The sequence below is a fragment of the Streptomyces sp. NPDC044064 genome (assembly GCF_056434245.1).
The window spans coordinates 20,554-41,567 of the sequence record NZ_JBWKFN010000051.1 but is presented as its reverse complement, the minus strand read 5'-3'; the positions used below and the strand labels follow the sequence as shown (position 1 = coordinate 41,567).

General features: G+C 72.6%; 19 protein-coding genes. 8 read left to right on the top strand and 11 right to left on the bottom strand.

Features of this window, described 5'->3' with window-relative positions:
* Positions 1 to 48 precede the first annotated feature (48 nt).
* Positions 49 to 2,100, bottom strand: coding sequence for a HelD family protein (locus AC07DS_RS44525; RefSeq protein ID WP_479154434.1), 2,052 nt, complete (start codon positions 2,098 to 2,100; stop codon positions 49 to 51).
* A 283-nt stretch (positions 2,101 to 2,383) separates the two neighbouring features.
* On the opposite strand from AC07DS_RS44525, the gene AC07DS_RS44520 reads away from it, so the two are divergent.
* The 3 genes from AC07DS_RS44520 to AC07DS_RS44510 all read left to right on the top strand — a co-directional run bounded on the left by AC07DS_RS44520 (position 2,384) and on the right by AC07DS_RS44510 (position 4,071).
* A complete protein-coding gene (locus AC07DS_RS44520) occupies positions 2,384 to 2,566 on the top strand; it encodes a hypothetical protein (RefSeq protein WP_479154433.1) in 183 nt (60 codons plus the stop codon).
* Positions 2,567 to 2,632: 66 nt separating this feature from the next.
* Complete coding sequence (locus AC07DS_RS44515; protein WP_479154442.1) at positions 2,633 to 3,778, top strand: glycosyltransferase 87 family protein; 1,146 nt, start codon at positions 2,633 to 2,635, stop codon at positions 3,776 to 3,778.
* Positions 3,742 to 4,071 carry an SH3 domain-containing protein gene (locus AC07DS_RS44510; protein ID WP_479154432.1) on the top strand — a complete coding sequence of 110 codons (330 nt, stop codon included), beginning with the start codon at positions 3,742 to 3,744 and terminating at the stop codon, positions 4,069 to 4,071. The genes AC07DS_RS44515 and AC07DS_RS44510 overlap by 37 nt, the downstream gene beginning before the upstream one ends.
* A 38-nt stretch (positions 4,072 to 4,109) precedes the next feature.
* Here AC07DS_RS44510 and AC07DS_RS44505 read toward each other — a convergent pair whose 3' ends face one another.
* A complete protein-coding gene (locus AC07DS_RS44505) occupies positions 4,110 to 5,753 on the bottom strand; it encodes a DNA repair helicase XPB (RefSeq protein WP_479154431.1) in 1,644 nt (547 codons plus the stop codon).
* A gap of 147 nt (positions 5,754 to 5,900) precedes the next feature.
* On the opposite strand from AC07DS_RS44505, the gene AC07DS_RS44500 reads away from it, so the two are divergent.
* The gene (locus AC07DS_RS44500) at positions 5,901 to 6,446 is read left to right on the top strand and encodes a hypothetical protein (RefSeq protein ID WP_479154430.1); all 546 of its coding nucleotides are present in this window, start codon (positions 5,901 to 5,903) and stop codon (positions 6,444 to 6,446) included.
* Between the two features lie 8 nt (positions 6,447 to 6,454).
* On the opposite strand, the gene AC07DS_RS44495 is transcribed toward AC07DS_RS44500, so the two are convergent.
* From AC07DS_RS44495 to AC07DS_RS44480, 4 genes are all read right to left on the bottom strand, one after another.
* Positions 6,455 to 8,998, bottom strand: a complete 2,544-nt coding sequence (locus tag AC07DS_RS44495) for a helicase-associated domain-containing protein (RefSeq protein WP_479154429.1) — start codon at positions 8,996 to 8,998, stop codon at positions 6,455 to 6,457.
* Positions 8,999 to 9,063: 65 nt separating this feature from the next.
* Complete coding sequence (locus AC07DS_RS44490) at positions 9,064 to 9,510, bottom strand: carboxypeptidase-like regulatory domain-containing protein (protein ID WP_479154428.1); 447 nt, start codon at positions 9,508 to 9,510, stop codon at positions 9,064 to 9,066.
* Between the two features lie 114 nt (positions 9,511 to 9,624).
* Positions 9,625 to 11,232 carry a hypothetical protein gene (locus AC07DS_RS44485; protein ID WP_479154427.1) on the bottom strand — a complete coding sequence of 536 codons (1,608 nt, stop codon included), beginning with the start codon at positions 11,230 to 11,232 and terminating at the stop codon, positions 9,625 to 9,627.
* Positions 11,233 to 11,385: 153 nt separating this feature from the next.
* The gene (locus AC07DS_RS44480; RefSeq protein ID WP_479154426.1) at positions 11,386 to 13,008 is read right to left on the bottom strand and encodes a hypothetical protein; all 1,623 of its coding nucleotides are present in this window, start codon (positions 13,006 to 13,008) and stop codon (positions 11,386 to 11,388) included.
* A gap of 146 nt (positions 13,009 to 13,154) precedes the next feature.
* Here AC07DS_RS44480 and AC07DS_RS44475 point away from each other — a divergent pair, with 146 nt between their 5' ends.
* Both AC07DS_RS44475 and AC07DS_RS44470 read left to right on the top strand, forming a co-directional pair.
* On the top strand, positions 13,155 to 14,171 hold the full coding sequence (locus tag AC07DS_RS44475) for a hypothetical protein (RefSeq protein ID WP_479154425.1): 1,017 nt from the start codon (positions 13,155 to 13,157) through the stop codon (positions 14,169 to 14,171).
* 85 nt (positions 14,172 to 14,256) lie between these two features.
* On the top strand, positions 14,257 to 14,892 hold the full coding sequence (locus tag AC07DS_RS44470; RefSeq protein ID WP_479154424.1) for an HAD family hydrolase: 636 nt from the start codon (positions 14,257 to 14,259) through the stop codon (positions 14,890 to 14,892).
* Here AC07DS_RS44470 and AC07DS_RS44465 read toward each other — a convergent pair.
* Complete coding sequence (locus AC07DS_RS44465) at positions 14,868 to 15,119, bottom strand: hypothetical protein (RefSeq protein WP_145876090.1); 252 nt, start codon at positions 15,117 to 15,119, stop codon at positions 14,868 to 14,870. The two genes, AC07DS_RS44470 and AC07DS_RS44465, sit on opposite strands and share 25 nt — an antisense overlap.
* A 165-nt stretch (positions 15,120 to 15,284) precedes the next feature.
* On the opposite strand from AC07DS_RS44465, the gene AC07DS_RS44460 reads away from it, so the two are divergent.
* The gene (locus AC07DS_RS44460) at positions 15,285 to 15,668 is read left to right on the top strand and encodes a cold-shock protein (RefSeq protein WP_472084904.1); all 384 of its coding nucleotides are present in this window, start codon (positions 15,285 to 15,287) and stop codon (positions 15,666 to 15,668) included.
* Between the two features lie 3 nt (positions 15,669 to 15,671).
* Here AC07DS_RS44460 and AC07DS_RS44455 read toward each other — a convergent pair whose 3' ends face one another.
* The 4 genes from AC07DS_RS44455 to AC07DS_RS44440 form a co-directional block, all read right to left on the bottom strand.
* The gene (locus tag AC07DS_RS44455; RefSeq protein ID WP_479154423.1) at positions 15,672 to 16,520 is read right to left on the bottom strand and encodes a 1,4-dihydroxy-6-naphthoate synthase; all 849 of its coding nucleotides are present in this window, start codon (positions 16,518 to 16,520) and stop codon (positions 15,672 to 15,674) included.
* The gene (locus AC07DS_RS44450) at positions 16,510 to 17,256 is read right to left on the bottom strand and encodes a futalosine hydrolase (protein ID WP_479154422.1); all 747 of its coding nucleotides are present in this window, start codon (positions 17,254 to 17,256) and stop codon (positions 16,510 to 16,512) included. Before AC07DS_RS44450 ends, AC07DS_RS44455 begins: the two co-directional genes overlap by 11 nt.
* Positions 17,229 to 17,702 (bottom strand): DUF2771 domain-containing protein, encoded by a 474-nt coding sequence (locus tag AC07DS_RS44445; RefSeq protein ID WP_479154421.1) that lies wholly within the window; start codon positions 17,700 to 17,702, stop codon positions 17,229 to 17,231. The genes AC07DS_RS44450 and AC07DS_RS44445 overlap by 28 nt, the downstream gene beginning before the upstream one ends.
* A gap of 62 nt (positions 17,703 to 17,764) precedes the next feature.
* Complete coding sequence (locus tag AC07DS_RS44440) at positions 17,765 to 19,171, bottom strand: MFS transporter (protein WP_479154420.1); 1,407 nt, start codon at positions 19,169 to 19,171, stop codon at positions 17,765 to 17,767.
* An 808-nt stretch (positions 19,172 to 19,979) separates the two neighbouring features.
* On the opposite strand from AC07DS_RS44440, the gene AC07DS_RS44435 reads away from it, so the two are divergent.
* Positions 19,980 to 20,906 carry a DUF3027 domain-containing protein gene (locus AC07DS_RS44435; protein WP_479154419.1) on the top strand — a complete coding sequence of 309 codons (927 nt, stop codon included), beginning with the start codon at positions 19,980 to 19,982 and terminating at the stop codon, positions 20,904 to 20,906.
* The last annotated feature ends 108 nt before the right edge of the window (positions 20,907 to 21,014 follow it).

Here is a 21,014-nt window from a genome sequence, read left to right as displayed (position 1 = left end):
GCGCCCCGCCGGCGCGGGTGAGTGAAACCCACCCCGCCTGGCCACGGCTCAGACCAACTGTGCAGGCAGCGGTGCCGCGTGCGTCACGATCAGGCCCGACACCGCTCGGGTCAGGGCCACGTACAGGCGCCGCAGGCCTGTGCGTTCGTCCGGCTCGCCGTCCACCACGGCCTGGGGCTCGTCCAGCACCACGTAGTCGTACTCCAGACCCTTGGCGAGGGAGGCCGGGACCAGGGTCAGCCGGGTCTCGCGGGTGGTCTCCTCGCCCGGGGCCAGGTAGGTGATCCCGGCCGCGGTCAGGGCCTCGGCGAGCGCCGGGATGCGCGCGTCGGCCGCGATCAGGCCGGTCGAGCCCTCGTTGCCCAGCAACTCCGTGCAGGCGGCGATCACTTCGGCCGTCTCCGTCGCGGTACGGACCTCGAAGAAGCCCGGGTTCTCACGGACCGAGGCGACCGGGGTGAGGCCGGGGGCGATGTGGGGGAGGAGGCGGGAGGCGTAGGTGATGACGTCCGTGGGGACGCGGAAACCCGCCGTCAGCTCCTCGATGACCCCCTCCCGCTTGCCCAGGTGGGCCAGCGCCTCGTCCCAACTCCGGGTCGCCCAGGGGGTCGTGCCCTGCGCCAGGTCGCCCAGGACGGTCGCGCTGCCGGTGGTGCAGCGGCGGCCGACGGCCCGGTACTGCATGGGGGACAGGTCCTGCGCCTCGTCCAGGACGACGTGCCCGAGCGAGTGCGTGCGCCGGGTCAGGTCGGCCGCCTCGTCGATCAGCACCGCGTCCGCCGCCGACCACCTGGCCGACTTCACGCTGCGCACGGGCTTCGCCCACAGGATCGTCTTCTGCTCGTCCTCGTCCAGGACTCCCCCGGCGTGCTCGGCGAGGAAGTCGGCCTCCGTCAGCAGGCGCAGGACCAGTTTCGCCGGGTCCACGGCCGGCCAGAGCGCCTTCACGGCCGCCTTCACCGCGCTGTTGCGGGCGACCGCGTCCTGCACCCGGTCGTCCGGCGCCTCGCCGGCCCGCTCCATCTGTACCAGCACGGCGTGCGCGATCCGCTGCGGCAGGGCCTCGCGGGCGGCGCCGTAGCGGATGTCCCGGTCGAGCAGCTCACGGACGAGCTCCTCCAGTTCGTACGCCGGAACCCGCCAGCGCCGCGAGCCGCGCACCACGACGACCGGCTCGGTGGGCATGGTCACGTGGGAGTACAGGGCCCGGCGCAGCACCTCGGCCATCCGGGCGTCGCCCTTGACGACGGCGGCGACCGCGTCGTCCGTGCCGCGCACCTCCACATGGGCGACCAGGTCGTCCACGGTCGCCTGCTGCACGCTCAGCTCGCCGAGCGCCGGGAGCACCTGCTCGATGTAGTGCAGGAAGGACTTGTTCGGGCCGATGACGAGCGTGCCGGTGCGGGCGAGCCGCTCCCGGTGGGCGTAGAGGAGGTAGGCGACCCGGTGCAGGCCGACGGCGGTCTTCCCGGTGCCCGGGCCGCCCTGCACACACACGGTCCCGCCGAGCCCGCTGCGGACGATCTCGTCCTGCTCGGGCTGGATCGTCGCCACGATGTCCCGCATGGGGCCGACGCGGGGCCGCTCGATCTCCTGCTGGAGCAGCTTGCTGGTGGCGGCCGCCTCGGCCGGGTCGGACAGGTGCTCGTCCTCGTACGCGGTCAGGTCGCCGCCGGTGTAGCCGAAGCGGCGGCGCAGCCCGACGTCCATCGGGTCCTTCTTGGACGCGCGGTAGAACGGCTGCGAGACCGGGGCGCGCCAGTCGATGACCATGGGGTCGCCGTCGCCGTCGTGCACATGCCGCCGCCCGATGTAGAACCTCTCGCCCTCGGCCCCTTCCGCCTGGTCGGCGCCCGGGGCGTGCAGGTAGTCGAGCCGCCCGAAGAAGAGGGGGGTGTCGCTGAGGTCGGCGAGCGCCTTGATGCGGTCGTCGATCTGGCGGGCGAGCACCTCGGCGTTGACCCAGTTCGCGGTGACGTCGCGGATGTCCAGCGCCTCGACGTCCTCGCGCATGGCGCGCAGTGCGGACCGGGAGGAGGAGAGGTGGCCGCGCTCCCGGGCGAGCGGGTCGTCGAGCGGTTCGTGGGCGGGCGTGGACAAGGGGGTGCCTCCGGATCTGCTCGTGGCGCGACTGGGGGCCGCCCGGTTTCCGTCCGGGCGGCGGCACTCCGTAGGGAGGCGGGCAAGAGCGGAGATTGTAGGTGGGGTGGCCGGGAGGAGGCCAACGAATTTCCGTGTGGCGTCCTCCGGAGGTCGTGCCCCCTAGGGGACGTGGGCCGTCCGGCGTAGGGGTGGGGGTCCACCCGGAGACCTACGCGGAGGCCTCCGGGACTGGCTCTCGAGACCGATGCGTGACCTGGGGTCGAGGTTCCACCATGGAGACATGAGCGCAGCAACCATCCATCCAGCCTCTGACCGCCCCCCGTCCGGTGCCACGGCCATGGACGGCCCTCATCGCCACCCCCTGGGCAACGCCCTGCGTGCCGTCAAGGTGTTCGTCGAGGCCGCGTTCGGCGTGGTGATCCTCGGCGAGTACGGCGAGGAAGCGGGCATACACCGTAAGTAGCGGCATAGTGTCACCTCCGTGCCGAAACGGACGGTGGCGTCCCGCCCTGCCCTGTTGTCCCTGATCCTGCTCGCGGTCTCTCTCTGCTCCTTCACCGCCCTGTGCGTCCTGCAGCGGGCCCCGATGGCCGACCTGCTGGTCTACCGGGCCGAGGGCGCTGCCGCGGCCCACGGCGGCGACCTGTACGGCTTCACGGTCACCGAGTGGCGGCTCCCGGCGACCTACCCGCCCTTCGCGGCGATCCTCTTCGTCCCGGCCGCCTGGCTCCCCGTCCCGGCGCTGAAGGCGGCCTTCCTGGCGGGCAACGCGCTCCTGCTCGCCGGTCTGGTCACCCTCTCGGCCCGCCTGGCCGGCCGCCCCCCGTCCAAGCCCCTCCTCTGCACATGCGCGGCCCTCGCCCTCTGGCTGGAGCCGGTCTTCCAGACGCTCCTGTTCGGCCAGGTCAACCTCGCCGTGGCCTGCCTCGTCCTGTGGGACCTCACCCGGCCCCCGGGCGCCCGTGCCAAAGGTCTCGCCCTCGGCCTCGCGACCGGCGTGAAGCTCACACCCGCCGTGTTCGTGGTCCATCTGTTCCTGCGCGGACGCAAACGCGAGGCGGCCAGGGCCGTGACCGGCTTCGCGGCCACGGCCCTGCTCGGGTTCCTGCTGCTGCCCGCCGCGAGCGCCGACTTCTGGGGCCGGCGCCTGTACGAGACCGGCCGGGTGGGCAAGGCGTGGATCGTGGACAACCAGTCCTTAAGGGGGCTGGTCGCCCGGGCCCTGGGCGCCCCCGCGCCGGGCCTCGCCTGGGCGCTCCCGGCGGCGCTGGTGGCGGTGATCGTCCTGCGGCTGGCCGCCCGTGCCTGCCGGGAGAGCCACGGCATCCTGCTGGCCGCCTGCGCGGGCCTGCTGGTCTGCCCGATCAGCTGGTCGCACCACTGGGTGTGGTGCGTGCCGCTCCTCGCGGTGCTGCTGGCCGAGGGCCGCACGCTCACCGCCGGGCTCGTGACCCTCGTCTTCACCGCCCGCACGATGTGGCTGGTGCCCCACGAGGGCCCACTCGACCTCGAACTGCCTTGGTGGCAGCAGCTGTTGGCGGCCCCTTACCCGATCCTGGCGCTCGGGCTGTCGGGGGCGTGTGCCAACATGATCAGCCGTTGTCCGATCCATTCGACCGAGCAAACGGGGAAACAGGCATGCCCTTCTCGAAGCTTCCGTTCCGCAGGGCGGTGAGCGGACTGACCGCCGCCACCGCGCTCGCCGTCGGCGCCACCCTCATGGCCGCTCCCAGCGCCTCGGCGGTCGGCTCCTCCGGCTGCACCAAGAACATCAAGGACGCGACCTACACGGTCGTCCTGTACGACCACGCCGACATGCACACCGGCCCCGGCAACGGGTACCGGGTCAAGAAGTCCGTGTACATGGGCAACAAGGTCCGCGTGTACTGCACCGCCAAGGGCGGCTCCTGGTACTACGGCAAGTTCGGCAAGACCTACGGCTGGATGGAGGAGCACGCCTTCTTCTAGGCCGTGCCCCTCCACACCCCGGCTCTTCGCCGCCCCGCCTAGCCCTCCGCCAGGATCTCGTCCGCGTCCACGATCCGGTACGAGTACCCCTGCTCCGCCAGGAAGCGCTGGCGGTGGGCGGCGAAGTCCTGGTCGATGGTGTCGCGGGCGACGACCGAGTAGAAGTGGGCCTGGTGGCCGTCGGCCTTGGGGCGCAGCACGCGGCCCAGTCGCTGGGCCTCCTCCTGGCGGGAGCCGAAGGTGCCGGACACCTGGACGGCGACCGTGGCCTCGGGCAGATCGATGGAGAAGTTGGCGACCTTCGACACCACGAGCACGCTGATCTCTCCCTCGCGGAACGCGTCGAAGAGTTTCTCGCGCTGCGCGTTGGACGTCTCGCCCTTGATCACCGGGGCGTTCAGATGCTCACCCAGCTCGTCGAGCTGGTCGATGTACTGGCCGATGACGAGGATCTGCTGCCCGGCGAACCGGCGCACGATCGCCTCCGTGACCTTCCGCTTGGTCTCGGTGGTCGCGCAGAAGCGGTACTTCTCCTCGGTCTCGGCGGTGGCGTAGGCGAGCCGCTCGGAGTCGGTGAGATTCACCCGGACCTCGACGCAGTCGGCGGGCGCGATGTAGCCCTGCGCCTCGATCTCCTTCCAGGGCGCGTCGAACCGCTTCGGCCCGATGAGGGAGAAGACGTCGGACTCGCGGCCGTCCTCGCGCACGAGGGTCGCGGTCAGACCGAGGCGGCGGCGCGCCTGGAGGTCCGCGGTGAACTTGAAGACCGGCGCGGGCAGCAGGTGCACCTCGTCGTAGACGATCAGACCCCAGTCGCGGGAGTCGAACAGCTCCAGGTGCGGGTAGACGCCCTTCCGTCTGGTCGTCAGCACCTGGTACGTGGCGATGGTGACCGGGCGGATCTCCTTGCGGGTCCCGCTGTACTCGCCGATCTCGTCCTCGGTCAGCGTGGTCCGCTTCACCAGCTCGTGCTTCCACTGCCGGGCCGAGACGGTGTTGGTGACCAGGATGAGGGTGGTGGACTTCGCCTGCGCCATCGACCCGGCGCCGACCAGCGTCTTCCCGGCGCCGCAGGGGAGCACGACCACGCCGCTGCCGCCGTGCCAGAAGTTCTCCACGGCCTGCTTCTGGTACGGACGCAGCGCCCAGCCGTCCTCGAGCAGCTCGATCGGATGCGCCTCGCCGTCCACGTACCCGGCGAGGTCCTCGGCCGGCCAGCCCAGCTTCAGCAGCGTCTGCTTGATCTGCCCCCGCTCGGAGGGGTGCACGACCACGGTGTCCGGGTCGAGCCGCGCCCCGACCAGCGGGGCGATCCGCTTGGACTTCAGCACCTCCTCCAGCACCGGCCGGTCGGTGGTGGTGAGGACGAGTCCGTGCGCCGGGTGCTTGCTCAGGGTGAGCCGCCCGTACCGGTCCATCGTCTCGGCGATGTCCACGAGCAGCGCGTGCGGCACCGGGTAGCGGCTGTACTGCACCAGCGCGTCCACGACCTGCTCGGCGTCGTGCCCGGCGGCCCGCGCGTTCCACAGGCCCAGCGGGGTGACCCGGTAGGTGTGGATGTGCTCCGGCGCCCGCTCCAGCTCGGCGAACGGCGCGATGGCACGCCGGCAGTCGTCGGCCCGCTCGTGGTCGACTTCCAGGAGCAGGGTCTTGTCCGACTGGACGATCAGCGGTCCGTTCACCTACGCACTTCCCTTCTGCGCGGCCAAACGTCCAGTGTGCCCTATCAGCGGATGATCGCGGCGGGGCGCCGCAACCATGGGCCCCCGGCACGGGTCTCCTACCGCGGGACCGGCGTCGGGCGCGGTCCGGGGAGGAACGGGGGCGCGATGTCGGTACGCAGGTGGGTGACCGGCCTGGCAGCCACGGTGGTGCTGGTGGCAGCTGGGGCGTGGGCGGTGTGGCCGCCGGGTGTCGATCAGCGCCTGTGGGGCGAGGTGCGGCCGGTGATCGAGGCGCGGCTGGTGGCGGACTCGAAGGGCGACGGGTACGGGGAGACGCAGCCCGGTCTGCGGGCGCGGTGGTTCTGCGGGGCGAAGGCACGGGTCCTCGACGAGAAGGACGGCGTCGTCCGGGCGGGCGTGACCACGTTGTGCGAGGAGTACGGGGAGCGGAAGGGCGCTCTTGTGGAGTGCTCCGGCGGCGCCGGCCCGCAGGTCCTGCGGCTGAAGCGGGATCCGGGCGCGGCCGGCGGCTACCGCGTCCTGTCCCGGGAGGAGCCGCCGGACGGCGCGGGGCACGGGAAGTGGGTGGAAGAGCACTTCAGCCTCTTCGCGGAGCCCGGCCCCGCGGACGACGTGCCGTCGACCGGCCTGGAGGCCGCCGCCCGCGAACACTTCGGCCTGCCCGCGGACGCCCCGGTCAAGGACTGCTGAACAGGCCCTTAGCCCTCCGCCAGCTCCGCGACCCCGGTGACCCGGTGCAGCGGATACGTCCGCACCTCGTCGGCCGTGTGGTCGTACGCCGTCACGAAACCGCCCTCGACCCGGATCGGGGCGATCACGCGCTGGCTGGCGGTGCCCTCGGCGTTGACGTAGCCGATCCACAGGGACTCGCCGGTCAGGACGGCGGCCTGCATGGTGGCCAGGGTCTCGGCGGAGCTGGTGCGGGGCAGTTCGCCGCCCGTGAGCGCGCCGGCCGACGGTTTGCGCGGGGCGGTGGCGGCCAGGTCGCCCGCCCGGATCGCCCGGATCGCGGCCGTCAGCAGCGTGGCGTCGGGCGGCGGCGGCCCGTCCGGCACCGGCTCGGGCGCGGTGCGCGGCGGGGTGCGGTGGGCGTCGGCGCGGGTGATCAGGACGTCGCCCTCGGCGGACTCGGCGGCGGGCGCGTAGCCCATCGCGCGCAGGCCCTCCAGCAGCGTGGCCGGGTCCGTCGGGGCGGCCAGGACGGTCGGGGCCAGCCGGCGCAGGCGCAGGGCGGCCGCCCGCTTGTCGGCGAGGATCTCGTTCAGCAGGGCGTCGTCGTCGCAGCGGACGTACGCCGAGGCCGCGCCCACCCGCAGATGGCCGTGCTTGCGTGCCACGTCGTCGATCAGATAGGCCAGCGGCTGCGGGACCGGCGTACGGGAGTGCGAGGTGAGGAAGGCGTGCAGGTCGGCGGCGGCCCGGCCGGCGTCCAGGGCGCGGCGGACCGAGGCCGGTGTGAAGCGGTAGACGGTCGCCCCGCCCTTGGACTCGACGTCCGCGAGGATCCCGAGCATGTCGGCGAGCGGACGCCGCAGCGGGCCGGGGGCCACCGCCGTGAGGTCCGCCTGGAGCAGGACGTGGTCCAGGGGCTCGGGCAGCAGAGGCGCGAGGAGCCGGGCCGCGGCGGCGGTGGCGACCGTCTGCTCGGTCGGGGAGAGGGGCTCGGGCAGGGCGCCCGGACGGTGATGGACGGGGAGCTTGTCGCCGGGCCCGGAGGGTTCCGCTGCGGCCGAGGGGTGCGCGGCCGCCGGTGCGCCGAGCAGCGCCCGCCCCTGCGACGACAGCGCCCCGCGCCCGGTGACGCCGAGCAGCTCCGCCTCCGAGAGGGTCCAGCGGGCGAGCCGGGAGCGCAGGTCGTCGCCGCCGTCGCCGTCCCGCTGGGGACCGCGCAGCGGCCGCTCCCAGAGCAGCCGGGCCAGCACCGACTCGGCGCCGGGGGCGGCGCCCTGCGGAAGCCCGGCCAGCAGGGTCAGCACCCGCTGCCGTACCTCGGGCGCGGCGGACCGGTCGAGTCCCGGCCCCAGCGTGGACAACGTACGGTCCTTCGCGTCCCGCCCGCCGACCAGCCCCGATGTCCGGGTGGCCAGCAGCCAGGCCTCGGCGAGCCGGGCCCAGCGCTCGGCGGGCGGCCGCTCCAGCCACTCGTCGTAGGCGGGGGTGGCCGCGTACCGCTCGTCGGCCTCGCCGTCGGAGGCGAGCAGGCCGGCCGCGTACGCCAGCTCGACCCAGAAGGCGGCGACCGGCTCGGGTACGTCGAGGGCGACGGCGGTCCGCTTCAGGTCCCGCACGCTCAGCCCGCCGGCCCGCAGCACGGCCGGGCCGCCCTCGTCCCAGTCCTTCAGCAGCTCCTCGACGGTGGCGAGCGCGGTGTACGCCTGCCCGGCCGCGGTGGCGTCCACGATCTGCGGACCGTGGGTCGCGGCCGGCTCGACTGCCGGTGGCAGCGGCTCGGGTGCCCGGTGGGCGCGGCCCTCGCGCAGATGCAGGGCGACCTCGCGGGGCAGGACGACCGTGCCTGGCGCGGTGGGCAGCAGCAGGCCGCGGTCCAGCAGCCAGCGCAGATGGGCGGCCGGGTCGGCGGTGACCTGTCCGTACGGCGGCCCCCACACCAGCCGGGACAGCACCTCGCGGGCGGCCTCCGGGGCCTTCGCGAGCAGGGCGGCCATCTGCTTCCGGTGGGTGAACAGGGCGGTGAGCGCGGCCACGGCGGAGACCGAGTCGTGCGTCGAGGCCAGCCCGGCGGTGCCGACGATCTCCTGGATCCGCCCAGGGGACATGCCCGCGGTGGCCTCCTGCACGCTCGGGCCGAGACCGGTCGGCGAGGGGTGCTGCGCGGACGGCGCGAGCAGTTCCCGTGCGGTCCGCACCAGCCGCAGCCGTTCGTCGTCGCCCCACACCAGGGCCTGTTCGCGCAGGGTGGCCACCGCGCGGGGCAGCGCGGCGGCGACGGTCTCGTCCCGGGCGTACCCGGCCATCAGGCCGAGCAGGACGTCGTACGACGCCGGTTCCGGGGCCACGGCGAGGGCCTCGGCGGTCTGCAGCGCGAACCGGTCCAGCCGCTCCAGGGCACGCAGGACCGAGGCGCGGGTGCCGGCGCGGGTGGCGAGCTGCGTGAGATCGGTGGGAACCGGCGTGATGAGATCGGGCCGGCTGCGCAGGAGCGCGGCCAGGGAAGCGTCGTCGCGCGAGCGGAGCGCTTCCGCGAGCGAGCGTGGAGCCGACGGGGGCGTGTGGGCGCTCATCCCGCCCACGGTACCCGGAGGGCGGCCGGACGCAGCGGTGCAGGACATGGTCCGTCGTCAAGCGGTCAGCGCAGACCGGTGTCGCACCTGATCGTGATCTCCGTGTACGCGTCGGGGCGGACGGTGAACTCCACCGGGGCGCAGTGCGCGGTACCGGAGGTCCGGGCCCGTACCTCGTATGCGCCGGCCCGCAGCGGCACCCGGAAGCGGCCGTCCGGACCGGTGTGCACGGTCGCCACCTCGGTGTCCGAGGACCGGTCCCGCACGAGCACGGTCGCCTCGGCGGGCCTGCCGTGGCAGTCCCGGCTCTCGGGAGCGCCCTCCACCGGGCAGACCGGCCACCGGACGACGACGCCCCTCACCCCGGAGCGGGCGGTCTCCTGGGCGCTGCCCGGCCCGTTCGAGGCCGCTTCGGAGCACGCGGCGAGCGCCACCGGCACGGTCAGCGCCACGAGCGCGAGGAGCAGGCCGGCCGGCGGCCGCCGGGCGATGCGGCGGCGTTGCGGGAGCACGCTTCCACTGTAGGCAGCGGGGCGTGGGCCCGGACAGCGCGAAAGGGCGGAGGGGGTGGCACGGTGGCCACCCCCTCCGCCCTGGGATGTGTCAGCGGTGTTCGGTCCTGCCGACTAGCTGCAGAAGCCGAGCTTGCCGATGCGCGAGCCCCACGAGGTGGTGCTGATCTGGCGCTCGTTCACGACGTAGGCGCGGTTGCCGACGGCGCAGGTGCCGGTCGAGGACGGGTTGATGGTGACGGCGGAGTAGTCGCCCCAGCGCTCGACGGAGTCGCCCGACGGGTCGTAGAACGTCGAGGCCGTGCTGTGGGTGTTGCCCCCGACGACGTTGACCGGGTCGGAGGCCAGGCGGCCGCCGCTCTTCACCCGCACCTGGTGCGAGACGCCGGTGTTGACGTTGGTCGAGGTCCAGGTGAAGAACATCCGGCCGATCGGGTTGCTCCCGGTGCCGCCCACGGGGGAGCCGGCCACCGATGCGTTGAAGTCGTCCGAGTTGGCCGACTCGAACACCAGGCCGGAGGTGGTGAGCGCGCTGGTGGTGGTGTTGATCTGGTACCACCTCGGCGTCGGCAACCCTCCGAGGCCGATGGTGTGGACGTTGAGCAGCTGGTTGCCGATCTGCGTGCTGTTCTGCGAGAACCGGGAGTCCGAACTGTCCAGCAGGCTGCTCGTACCGGGCTGGCGGGCGGCCGGCGGCACCGTGTAGGCGGTCACCGGCACGTCGGGCAGCTGCACGATGTCTTCGTTGCTGCGGCCCAGGCCGGTGGCCTTGAACAGGCTCAGATGGTTGTCCGCGGTTTTGGCCGCCACCAGGAAGTCGTTCGCGTTGTTGTCCTCCACGACGGGAGGCGCGACCGTGCCCGGCGTGCCCAGGTCGAAGTACAGGAAGCCGAAGCCGTTGCCGTTGTAGATGTCGGCCTTGGCGATGCCGAAGGCGCGCGAACGGACGTAGTTGAGCGAGGAGTTGAAGATGTTCGCCGTGACGATCACGGCGTCCTGGTCGAGCCCCAGCTGCGGGAAGTCGTAGAAGTCCCCGGGGTTCTCCGGCGGGTCGAACGTGTAGAGGAAGAACGAGCCGGTGGCGTCCGAGCTGGTGGACACCGCGTAGAACACCTTCTGGACCGTGCTGCTCTCCGGGAACGCCTCGGCCGAGATGACCCAGCGGTTCCACCGCTTGTCGTAGAGGACCCGGGGGTCGAAGATCGACTGTGCGCTGTAGCCGAAGAAGCTGGCGAACGAGACGTTCTTGAGCAGGCTGCCGTCCGACTTGCTGAACACGCCGAAGCCGGCGCCGTTCACGGTCTCGACGAACTGGCCCTTGCCGACGGCGCCGGTCGTGTCCGGCGGCCGGAGGCAGCAGGGCTGGCTGAGCCCCTCGAAGCTGCCCTGGGACGGCTGCTTCGCCGTCCTGGCGCTGTTCCCGCCGGCCACATTGGGCCGGTGCTTCGCGCCGTGCTTCGTGGAGTCGGCCTTCAGCTCGGCGAGCTTCTTGCGGGAAAGGGTGGGCAGGGGGCCCTGGTCCTTGCGGACCTTCGGCTGGGCGTGCCCGCTCGGGTTGACCAACTTCGGTTTGCCCACGTGAACCATGTGGGACGCCGGGAGCGGCTTCCCCTCCGCCTTGGGCTGAGCGGCCGCCACGTTCGCCTGGGCCATGCCCAGGCTCAGCGCGAGCGCGGCCAGCATGGCCGGCACGACGCGGCGCGCCCTCCGTCTGATCGTCAAGACAGATTTCCTCTCTTCACCTTCGCGGCCTGGGTGGCCGGCTGAAAGGTCGTCCTCAGCATGTTGGAAAGAACATTCGGAAACTTGGCGACCTAACGAACATTTCACCCAAGTCCACCTGAACGGCCGTTGGGCGGCTGCCGGTCCTGCCGGCTAGCAGGAGCCGAGCCTGCCGATGCGCGATCCCCAGTCGGTGGTGCTGGTCTGACGCTCGTTCACGACATAGGCACGGCTGCCGACGGGGCAGGTGCCGGTCGCGGAGGGGTTGATGGTGACGGACGAGTAGAGGCCCCAGTACTCGACGAGGTCGCTCGGCACCGGGTCGTAGAACGTCGAGGCCGTGCTGTGGGTGTTGCCCCCGATGACGTTCGCGCTGTCGGTGGCGAGGCGGCCGCCGCTCTTGACCCGCACCTGGTGGGGGGTGCTCAGCGCGTTGGTCGAGGACCAGCCGAAGAACATCCGGCCGATCGGGTTGTCCATGGTGCCGCCCACGGGGGAGCCGGCCACCGACACGTTGAAGTCGTCCGAGTCGGGGGACTCGTAGACCTCACCGCCGGTGGTGAGCGTGCCGGTGTCGGTGCCGATCTGGTACCACCTCGGCGTCGGGAATCCCGAGTTGTCGACGGTGTGGACGTTGAGCAGCTGGTTGCCGATCTGCGTGCTGTTGCTCACGAACCGGGAGTCCCCGCTGTCCAGCAGGCCGTCCGTACCGGGCTGGCGGGCGCTCGGCGGCACCGTGTAGGCCGGCACCGGCACGTCGGGCCGCTGCTCGACGGTCTCGTCGCTGCGGCCCAGGCCCGTCGCCTTGAACAGGCTCAGCCTGTTGTCCGACGGAGCGGCCGCCACCAGGAAGGCGCTCGAGTTGTCGTCCTCCACGACGGGGGGTGCGATCGTGCCGGGCGTGCCCAGGTCCCAGTACCGGAAGGTGGTGTCGCGGCCGTTGTAGAGGTCGCCCTTGGCCAGGCCGAAGGCGCGGGAGCCGATGTAGTCCGTCCCGGTTTCCGAGGCATGGAAGAGGTTCGCCGTGGCGATCAGGGCGTCCTGGTCGAGTCCCAGCTGCGCGAAGTCGTAGAAGTCGCCCGCGTCCTTCGGTGCGTCGAACGAGTAGACGTAGTACGAGCCGGCCGGGTTCGAGGTCACGGACACCGCGTAGAGCAGCTTCTGGACCGTTGCCTCGTACGGGAACGTCACCGCCGAGAAGGCCCAGCGGTTCCACCTCTTGTCGTAGAGGACCCGGGGTTCGTAGACGTCCGTGGCGTCGTAGCCGAAGAAGCTTGTCAACGACACCTTCTTCACCAGGGTGCCGTCCGACTTGCTGAACACACCGATGCCGTCGTTCGTGACCTCGACGAAGTGGCCCTTGCCGACGGCGCCGTGCGTGTCAGGACGCAGGCTGTTGGGGTTGGACCTGCCGAGCCCCTCGAAGCTGCCCTGGGACGGCTGGTCCAGCATCCTGGCGCTGTTCCCGCCGGTCGCTTCGGGCCGGTGCGCCTCGGCGTGCCTCGCGGCAGCGGCCTTCAGCTCGGCGAGCTTCCTGCGGGGAACGGTGGGCAGGGGGCCCAGGTCCTTGTGGACCTTCTTCGGCTCGGCGTGCCCGTGCGGGTCGATCGACTTCGGTCGGGTCAGGTGGACCTCGCGGGGCGCCGGGAGCGGCTTCCCCTCCGCCTCGGGGCGGGCGGCCGCCAGGTTCGCCCGAGCCGTGCCCAGGCTCAGCGCGAGCGCGAGCGCGGTCAGCAGGGCCGGCACGACGCGGCGCACTCTCCGTCCGGTCGTCAACACGGGTCTCCTCTCTCCGCTTCGCAGCCACGGCGGCCGGTGAGCAGGTCAGGCTCAGGATGAGAGGTCATGGCGCCGGGCACCCGCACCCACGCGGTACCGTCGTCCAACGGGGTGTCATCGCCGTTGCCCCGGAGGGGTTTTCCGTGGGGATCGAAAGCGATCAGGTCGTCTACGAGTATCTGAGCCGCGTCGGAGACATCGCTCAGCAGCGGCAGTTGCCGTCGTCCGCGCGGATGCGGCTGGTGTCCGAGCTGCGCAACGAGATCGACCGGCACCGGGCCAGGGCGGCGGTGGACAGCCCTGCCGCCGTGCGGCGCATCCTGGACGGGCTGGGCACCCCGGACGAGGTCGTCGAGGCCGCGGGCGGCAGCGCGGGGGCGCCGCGGTCGGCGCCCGCCGCCGTGCCCGTACAGCGGGAGCCGGAGCCGAAGGAACGGCCCAAGGGACTGCGCAGGGTCGTGCCCCGGCCGCGTGCCGCCGGGCCGGTACCGAAGCCGGAGCCGCGCGACGCCCCGTCCCCGCCGCATCTCGCCGCCCCGGACGAGCTGGGGGACAGCGCGACGAACCCCGACTGGTGGCGGGTGGAGGGCAGCCCGTTCGGTACGCCCGCCGGTGACGTCGTCCCGGGGTTCGTGGGCGGGGTGGAGATCCCGGACCTGCTCAGACGCCCGCAGAAGGAGACGGAGGAGAAGGAGCCGGAGCCCCGGCTGGAGGAGCCGCCGGAGGCGACGGAACAGGCGGCCGCCCCGCGCCGCCGGCTGTTCGCCCGCAGGCCGCCCGCGCCCGCGGCGGCCGCCCGCCGGCTGCTCCCGGGCCCCGCCGCCGGCTGGAGCAACCCCCTCCTCCTGCTGGCCGCCGCCGCGCTGGTCGCCGGAGCCGTGCTCGGCAACTGGTTCGCGCTGCTGCTCGGCTGGCTGATCGCCTACGGCTCCCGCCGGCTCACCCCCGCGGAGACCAAGTGGGCCGTACTGGGCGCCCCCGGCCTGGCCCTCGCGTCCGGGCTGCTCTGGCTGTGGGGCCGCAGCACCGGCCGCTGGGGCGCCCCCATCGCCCAGGGCCACATGAACGACGCCGTGGCCCAGACCTGGCCCTGGGTGGTGCGCGGCGCGGCGGTCGCCTCGGCCCTGTTCCTGGTCTGGCGGTCACAGAGAAGGCGCTAGGGGGGGCGTTCGGATCAGCCCGGGTCCGAACGAACTCCCCAGCCCTCCGGACCCGCTGTCATCGGCACCCGGCAGAATGTCCCCCATGACCGTCACCCAGGCCCCCGCCCTCACCGTCGGCTTCGACCTCGACATGACGCTCATCGACTCCCGGCCGGGCATCCACGCCTGCTACCGGGCGCTGGCGGAGCGGACCGGGACGTTCATCGACGCCGATCTGGCGGTGACCCGGCTGGGGCCGCCGCTCGCGGAGGAGCTGGTCAACTGGTTCCCCGCGGAGGAGGTCGCCGCCATGGCCGATCTGTACCGCGAGATGTACCCCTCGATCGCCATCGCCGCGACACCCGCGATGGCGGGCGCCCGGGAGGCGATGGACGCGGTGCGGGCCGTCGGCGGCCGGACGATGGTGGTCACGGCGAAGTACGAGCCGAACGCCAAGCTGCACCTCGACCACCTGGGCATAGCACCCGACGTGCTCGTGGGCGACCTGTGGGCCGAGCAGAAGGCGGAGGCCCTGCGCGAGTACGGCGCGGCCGTGTACGTCGGTGACCACGTCGGAGACGTCCGCGGGGCCCGTACGGCGGGCGCGCTGTCCGTCGCCGTGGTCACCGGACCGTGCGACGGTGGCGAACTGCGCGCCGCGGGGGCGGACGTCGTGCTCGACGACCTGTCCGCCTTCCCCGCCTGGCTGTCCGCCTACCGCGAGGCGCCCCGCGCCTGACGCCGCCCGGCGGCGACGGAACGCAGTACACCGGCCCCGGCCACCAGGAAGCCGACGGCCATGAACATGCTCAGTCCGAACATGTACGTCGGAAAAGGCTTCGCACCGAGGAACAGCGGGGCCACCGTGACAAGGGTGGCCACGGCCCCGATGAAGAACACCACGGCACCGGCACGGATCAGTCGGTCACCGGGCTCGGCGGAATTCGCTTGGGTTTTGTCACGCACCGGACCAGGGTAGTTCCCAGCGCAAGAGAACAACCGGGGGACGTCTTGTCACCCGCCCGAAGACCATTAGCCTTGGTGTCGGCGGGTCATGGTCGACCCGCTCTAGTGCTATCCAGAGCCGTTTCCGAAGTAGTTTTCCCGACAAGTACGAGGACGAGGACAGACGTGCCTACCGGCAAGGTCAAGTGGTTCAACAGCGAGAAGGGCTTCGGCTTTCTCTCCCGCGACGACGGCGGTGACGTCTTCGTCCATTCCTCGGTTCTCCCCGACGGGGTCGACGCACTCAAGCCGGGACAGCGCGTGGAGTTCGGCGTCGTCGCCGGTCAGCGCGGTGACCAGGCTCTCTCCGTGACCGTGCTCGACCCGACGCCGTCCGTCGCGGCCGCGCAGCGCAAGAAGCCGGACGAGCTGGCCTCGATCGTGCAGGACCTGACGACCCTCCTCGAGAACATCACGCCGATGCTCGAGAAGGGCCGCTACCCGGAGAAGGCCTCCGGCAAGAAGATCGCCGGCCTCCTGCGCGCGGTCGCCGACCAGTTGGACGTGTGACCCTCAGGGGAAAGCGAGCGCATCCGGACCGAGGGGCGGCAGCAGCCCCTCGGCCGCCGCGCGGGTGAGCAGCCCGCGGATCGCCGCGTAGCCGTCCTCGCCGAGGTCGGCGGTGAACTCGTTGACGTACAGCCCGATGTGCTGGTCGGCGACGGCCGGGTCCATCTCCTGGGCGTGCTCCATCACGTACGGCCGGGAGGCCTCGGGGTCGTCCCAGGCGGCCCGGACGGACGCCTTGATGGAGTCGGCGAGCCGGCCGAGGGTCTCGGCCCCCAGCGACCGCTTGGCGATGATCGCGCCGAGCGGGATCGGCAGCCCGGTGCTGCGCTCCCAGTGCTCGCCCATGTCGGCGAGTTTGTGCAGCCCGTAGTTGCGGTACGTGAAGCGTGCCTCGTGGATGACGAGCCCGGCGTCCACCTTGCCGTCCCGCACGGCCGGCATGATCTCGTGGAACGGCAGGACGACGATCTCGCCGACCCCGTCCGGCAGCGTGTCCGCCGCCCAGAGCCGGAACAGCAGGTAGGCGGTCGACTTCTCGCTCGGCACCGCCACCGTACGGCCCGTCAGGTCGCTTCCCGCCTCCCGGGTCAGCACCAGCGGCCCGCAGCCCCGCCCCAGCGCACCGCCGCAGGGCAGCAGCGCGTACTCGTCCAGGACGTAGGGCAGCACGGCGTACGACACCTTCAGCACGTCGAACTCACCGCGCTCGGCCATGCCGTTGGTGATGTCGATGTCGGCGAAGGTCACGTCCAGCGCGGGGGCGCCGGGGACGCGGCCGTGGGCGAGGGCGTCGAAGACGAAGGTGTCGTTCGGACAGGGCGAGTACGCGATCTGCATCGCATCACTGGTCATGCGGGTTCCAACTCTCCAATGCGGGCGCGAGCTTCCCGAAGCCCTCGGTGAGGGCGGCGAGCGCGTCGCCGATGCGCCAGGCGGCGCGGTCGCGCGGGCCGACCGGGTTGGACACCGCCCGGATCTCCAGCACGGGTACCCCGTGCGCGGCGGCCGCCTCGGCGACGCCGAACCCCTCCATGCCCTCGGCGAGGGCCTGCGGGTGGCGGGCGCGCAGCTCCGTGGCGCGGGCGGCGGTGCCGGTGACCGTGGAGACGGTGAGGACGGTGCCGGGACGGGCGCCGGTGGCCGCGGACACGCCTCGCACGAGCGAGGGCGGCGGCCGGTGGGTGACGGTCCCGAAGCCCAGCTCGGTGACCGGGAGGAAGCCGTCGGCGGTCTCGGCGCCCAGATCGGCCACGGTGATCGCGTCGGCGACGACGAGCGAGCCGACCGGGGCCTCGGGCAGGAAACCACCGCCGATCCCGGCCGAGACGACGAGACCGTAGGGGCTGCCGTCGAGGGCGGCGGCGGTGAGCGCGGTGGCGGTGGAGGCGGCGGCGAGGGCGGGCCCGACACCGCCGGCCAGCAGGTCGTGCCCGGCACTGGTCCGAACGAGGGAGACCCCCGGCAGCCGTACCTGCGCACCCGCCTCCGGGAACGCCCGGGCCACCGCTTCCCGTTCGGCCGGGACCGCGGTGGCTACGAGGACGCGTACGGAGGGCGTGGTCAGGCCTTCTTCAGCTTGAAGGACCACAGGCCCTTGGCCGGCTGCTGGCCCATCTGGATGGAGACGGTGTTGCTGTTGCCCTGGGTGCCGTACTGGGCGTTGAAGAACGCGCTGCCCGGGATGGTGGTGTAGGTCTTCTTGCTCACGTCGGTGAACTGGCGGCCGTTCACCAGGAGGATCCAGCCGGCGTCCGCGATCTTCGGGTCGACGCCGAAGCGGATGGTCTGGTCCGGGTCCACCTTGATCGATTCGATGTCGCCGGCCTTCTTGGCGCACTTCGCCAGCGACTTGGCGTCCAGGGGATTGCCGTCGTTGTAGCAGAGGGCCTCGGAGTTGACCGAGTCCCGGCCTACGGTGACCGTCGCGACGGGAGTCGGCTTCTCGCAGGCGGACAGGACGAGCAGTCCGGCGGAAACGGCGCCGGCGGCGGCGACGGCGCGGCGGCGTCGCACAACGGATTGCAGCGTGGTCATGGCCGAAGGCTATCGGGCACCCGGAGCCCACCGCCCATGTGGGGTGCGGCGTGCCCGGTTCGTTACGCCACTCGCGCCCGCGGCCTGCTTCCGTGGCGTGCCGAGGAGAGCAGTCCGCGCAGCGTGGCCAGCCATCCGGCGGCCACGATGGCGGCGGCGACCATGAGGCCGAGGGTGCCGTTGAGGGGCATCACGATGCCGATGGCGCCGCCGAAGACCCAGGCCACTTGGAGCAGGGTCTCCGACCGTGCGAACGCCGACGTCCGCACCAGCTCGGGCACGTCCCGCTGGATCAGCGCGTCCAGGGACAGCTTGGCCAGCGCCTGCGCGAACCCGGCGACGGCGGCCAGGCAGGCCACCAGGAAGGCCCCGAAGAACAGGGCGGCCACGATCGCCGTCCCCAGCGCCACGGCCACGACGGTCACGATGATGATCTCCGGGGCCCTGGACCTCAGCCAGGCCCCCACAGCCGTACCCAGCGCGTTCCCCGCCCCCGCCGCGACGCCCACGATCCCCAGCGAGACCGCCGCGCTCTCCCCGGTCAGCGGCTGCTCGCGCAGCAGGAACGCGAGGAAGAAGATCAGGAAGCCGGACAGGCAGCGCAGCGAGGCGTTGGCGCCGAGGGCATGGGTGACGGCGGGCCCGACCGTGCGCAGCCCCGGCCGTCGCTTGATGGTCTGCTTGCGGTGCGGCCCGTGCAGATGCTCCTCGTCGGCGGCGAGCAGGGCCACGTCCTCGCCCTTGGCGGAGTCCACCTTGGGCGGCAGCGAGAACGACAGGAACGTCCCTGCAACGAAGATCACGAAGGCGCCGTACAGCGGCCAGGCGTCCCCGATGGCATGCAGCCCCGCCCCGATCGGCGCGGCCACGCCGGTGGCCAGGAGGCCGGCGAGGGTGACCCGGGAGTTGGCCTTCACGAGCGAGAAGGCGGGCGGCAGCAGCCGCGGCACGACGGCGCTGCGGACCACCCCGTACGCCTTGGAGGCCACGAGCACCCCCAGCGCGGCGGGATACAGCTGCAGACTCCCGCTGGCCACGGCCCCCGAGATGATCAGCGCGAGCAGCGCCCGGGCCAGCATCGCCGCGGCCATCGCGGCCCGCCGCCCGTGCGGCAGCCGGTCGAGGAGCGGCCCGATGACGGGGGCGAGCACGGTGAAGGGGGCCATGGTGATGGCGAGATAGAGCGCGACGCGCCCGCGCGCCTCGTCGGTCGGCACGGAGAAGAACACGGTCGAGGCCAGCGCGAGGGTGATCATGACATCGCCGGCGCCGTTCACCGCGTGCAGCTCGATCAGCTTGCCCAGCCCCGACTCGCCCGCACCATGGGCGTGCGTGGCCTTCCGGATACCGCGCGCGGTACCGGTCACCGGGAAGTGCAAGGCACGCCCCACCGCGCGGACGGCACCGCCGACCCGGCCCGAACCGCCACCTCGAACGCTCCCCCTGTCCGCGGCTGCCACGTGCTTCATAGTGCCCCGAGACACCGCCCGATAGTGCGGTTTGAACCCAAGCGAGTCGGACGCGGGCGTGGTTTCTCGGCGGTTTTGTGGCGGGCCGGGATGGGACGGCGGGGGTGCTTCACGGCGGACTGGGGTCTGTTGCCGGGGGCGGTTTTGTGGCGGGCCGGGCCGGGCTCGGCCGCGGAGGTGTGGCGGTGCGGCTTCGTGTCGGGCCGGGGTGGGATGCCGGGGCGGCTTCGTGTCGGGCCGGGGTGGGATGCCGGGGCGGTTCTGCGGCGGGCCCAGGTGGGATGCCGGGGAGACTTCGTGGTGGGCCGGGGTGGGATGCGGGGTGGCTTCGCGGTCGGGTGGGGCTGGACGGCGGGGTGGCTTCGCGGTCGGGTGGGGCTGGACGGCGGGGTGGCTTCGCGGTTGGGCGGGGCTGGACGGCGGGGTGGCTTCGCGGTTGGGCGGGGCTGGACGGCGGGGTGGCTTCGCGGTCGGGCGGGGCTGGATGGCGGGGTGGCTTTGCGGGGTTGTCGGGGTGGAACGGTGGGGTTGTGCCGCCGTCGTTCGGGGTGGAAGTCGGGGGGTGACTTCGTGGTCGGCCGGGGCGGGTGGGTGGGTGGGAAACATCGCCGCGCAGCGGCGGACTGTCCCCGACCACCGACGACGGGGTAGCGTGCGTATCTCAGCCATAACGCAGAATGGATGGCAGAGGTGCGCCCGAGCGCGCGTCGGAAGCAGACGTCGATGCGGTCCCCCGGTCCGCTCCGTCCGCCTGACCGCCGGAGGCAGCCGCACTCATTGCAGACGGCGTAGGAGAGAAGCGATACCTGTGAGCGCAGCGACAACGCGAAGCCGCACCCCCGACCGTCTGTGCGCCGAGGCCATCGACCTCGCCCGTGCCGCCGCCGAGGAGGCAGCCGCGCCCGGAGTTGTCGGTGAGCATGTCGGCCTGGTGTCGGAGGGCGACCGGGTCGTCACGCACTTCTTCGAGTGCAAGGAGATGGGCTACCGCGGCTGGCGCTGGGCGGCGACCGTGGCCCGTGCCTCCCGCGCGAAGATCGTGACCCTGGACGAGGTGGTCCTCCTCCCCGGCCCCGACGCCCTGCTCGCCCCCGAGTGGGTTCCGTGGAGCGAGCGCCTGCGCCCCGGCGACCTCGGCCCGGGCGACCTGCTCCCGACCGACCAGGAGGACCTCCGCCTGGAGCCCGGCTACACGGGCGAGGAGCAGCCCCCGCCGAACTCCGTGGTCTCGGACGAGATGGTCGAGCTGGCGGACGCCGAGGACGCCGACGTGACGCCCGGTACGCCCGCCAGCCAGCCGACGGTCCCGGCCCGTGGCTCGATCGCCTCGGTGGCCCAGGAGCTGGGCCTGCGCCGCGCCCGCGTCCTGTCCCGCTATGGCCTGCACACCGCGGCCGACCGCTGGGAGGAGGGCTTCGGCCCCAAGACCCCGATGGCCCAGGCGGCCCCGGCGACCTGTCTGACCTGTGGCTTCCTCAGCCCGATCGGCGGCTCCCTGGGCCAGGCCTTCGGCGTCTGCGCGAACGAGTTCTCCCCGGCCGACGGCCGTGTGGTCTCGCTGGCGTACGGCTGTGGCGGCCACTCGGAGGCCGCGGTCATGCCGAAGCCGCCCCAGCCCCCGGCCCCGGTGATCGACGAGATGAAGGTCGACGTCTTCCCGCTCCGCCCGGCCCGCGACTCGGGCTCGGTCCCGGAGGCGGGCGACGAGGCGACGGCGGAACTCGGCCACTCGTAGGCCGAAGGGCCCAGGAGCCTTTTTTGCCCGTCTCCGAGGCCTGACCTGTGCCTTCGGTCTCCCCGCCGCACTCGCTGTACCTTCGTCCTCACGTCGATGAGGAGAGTG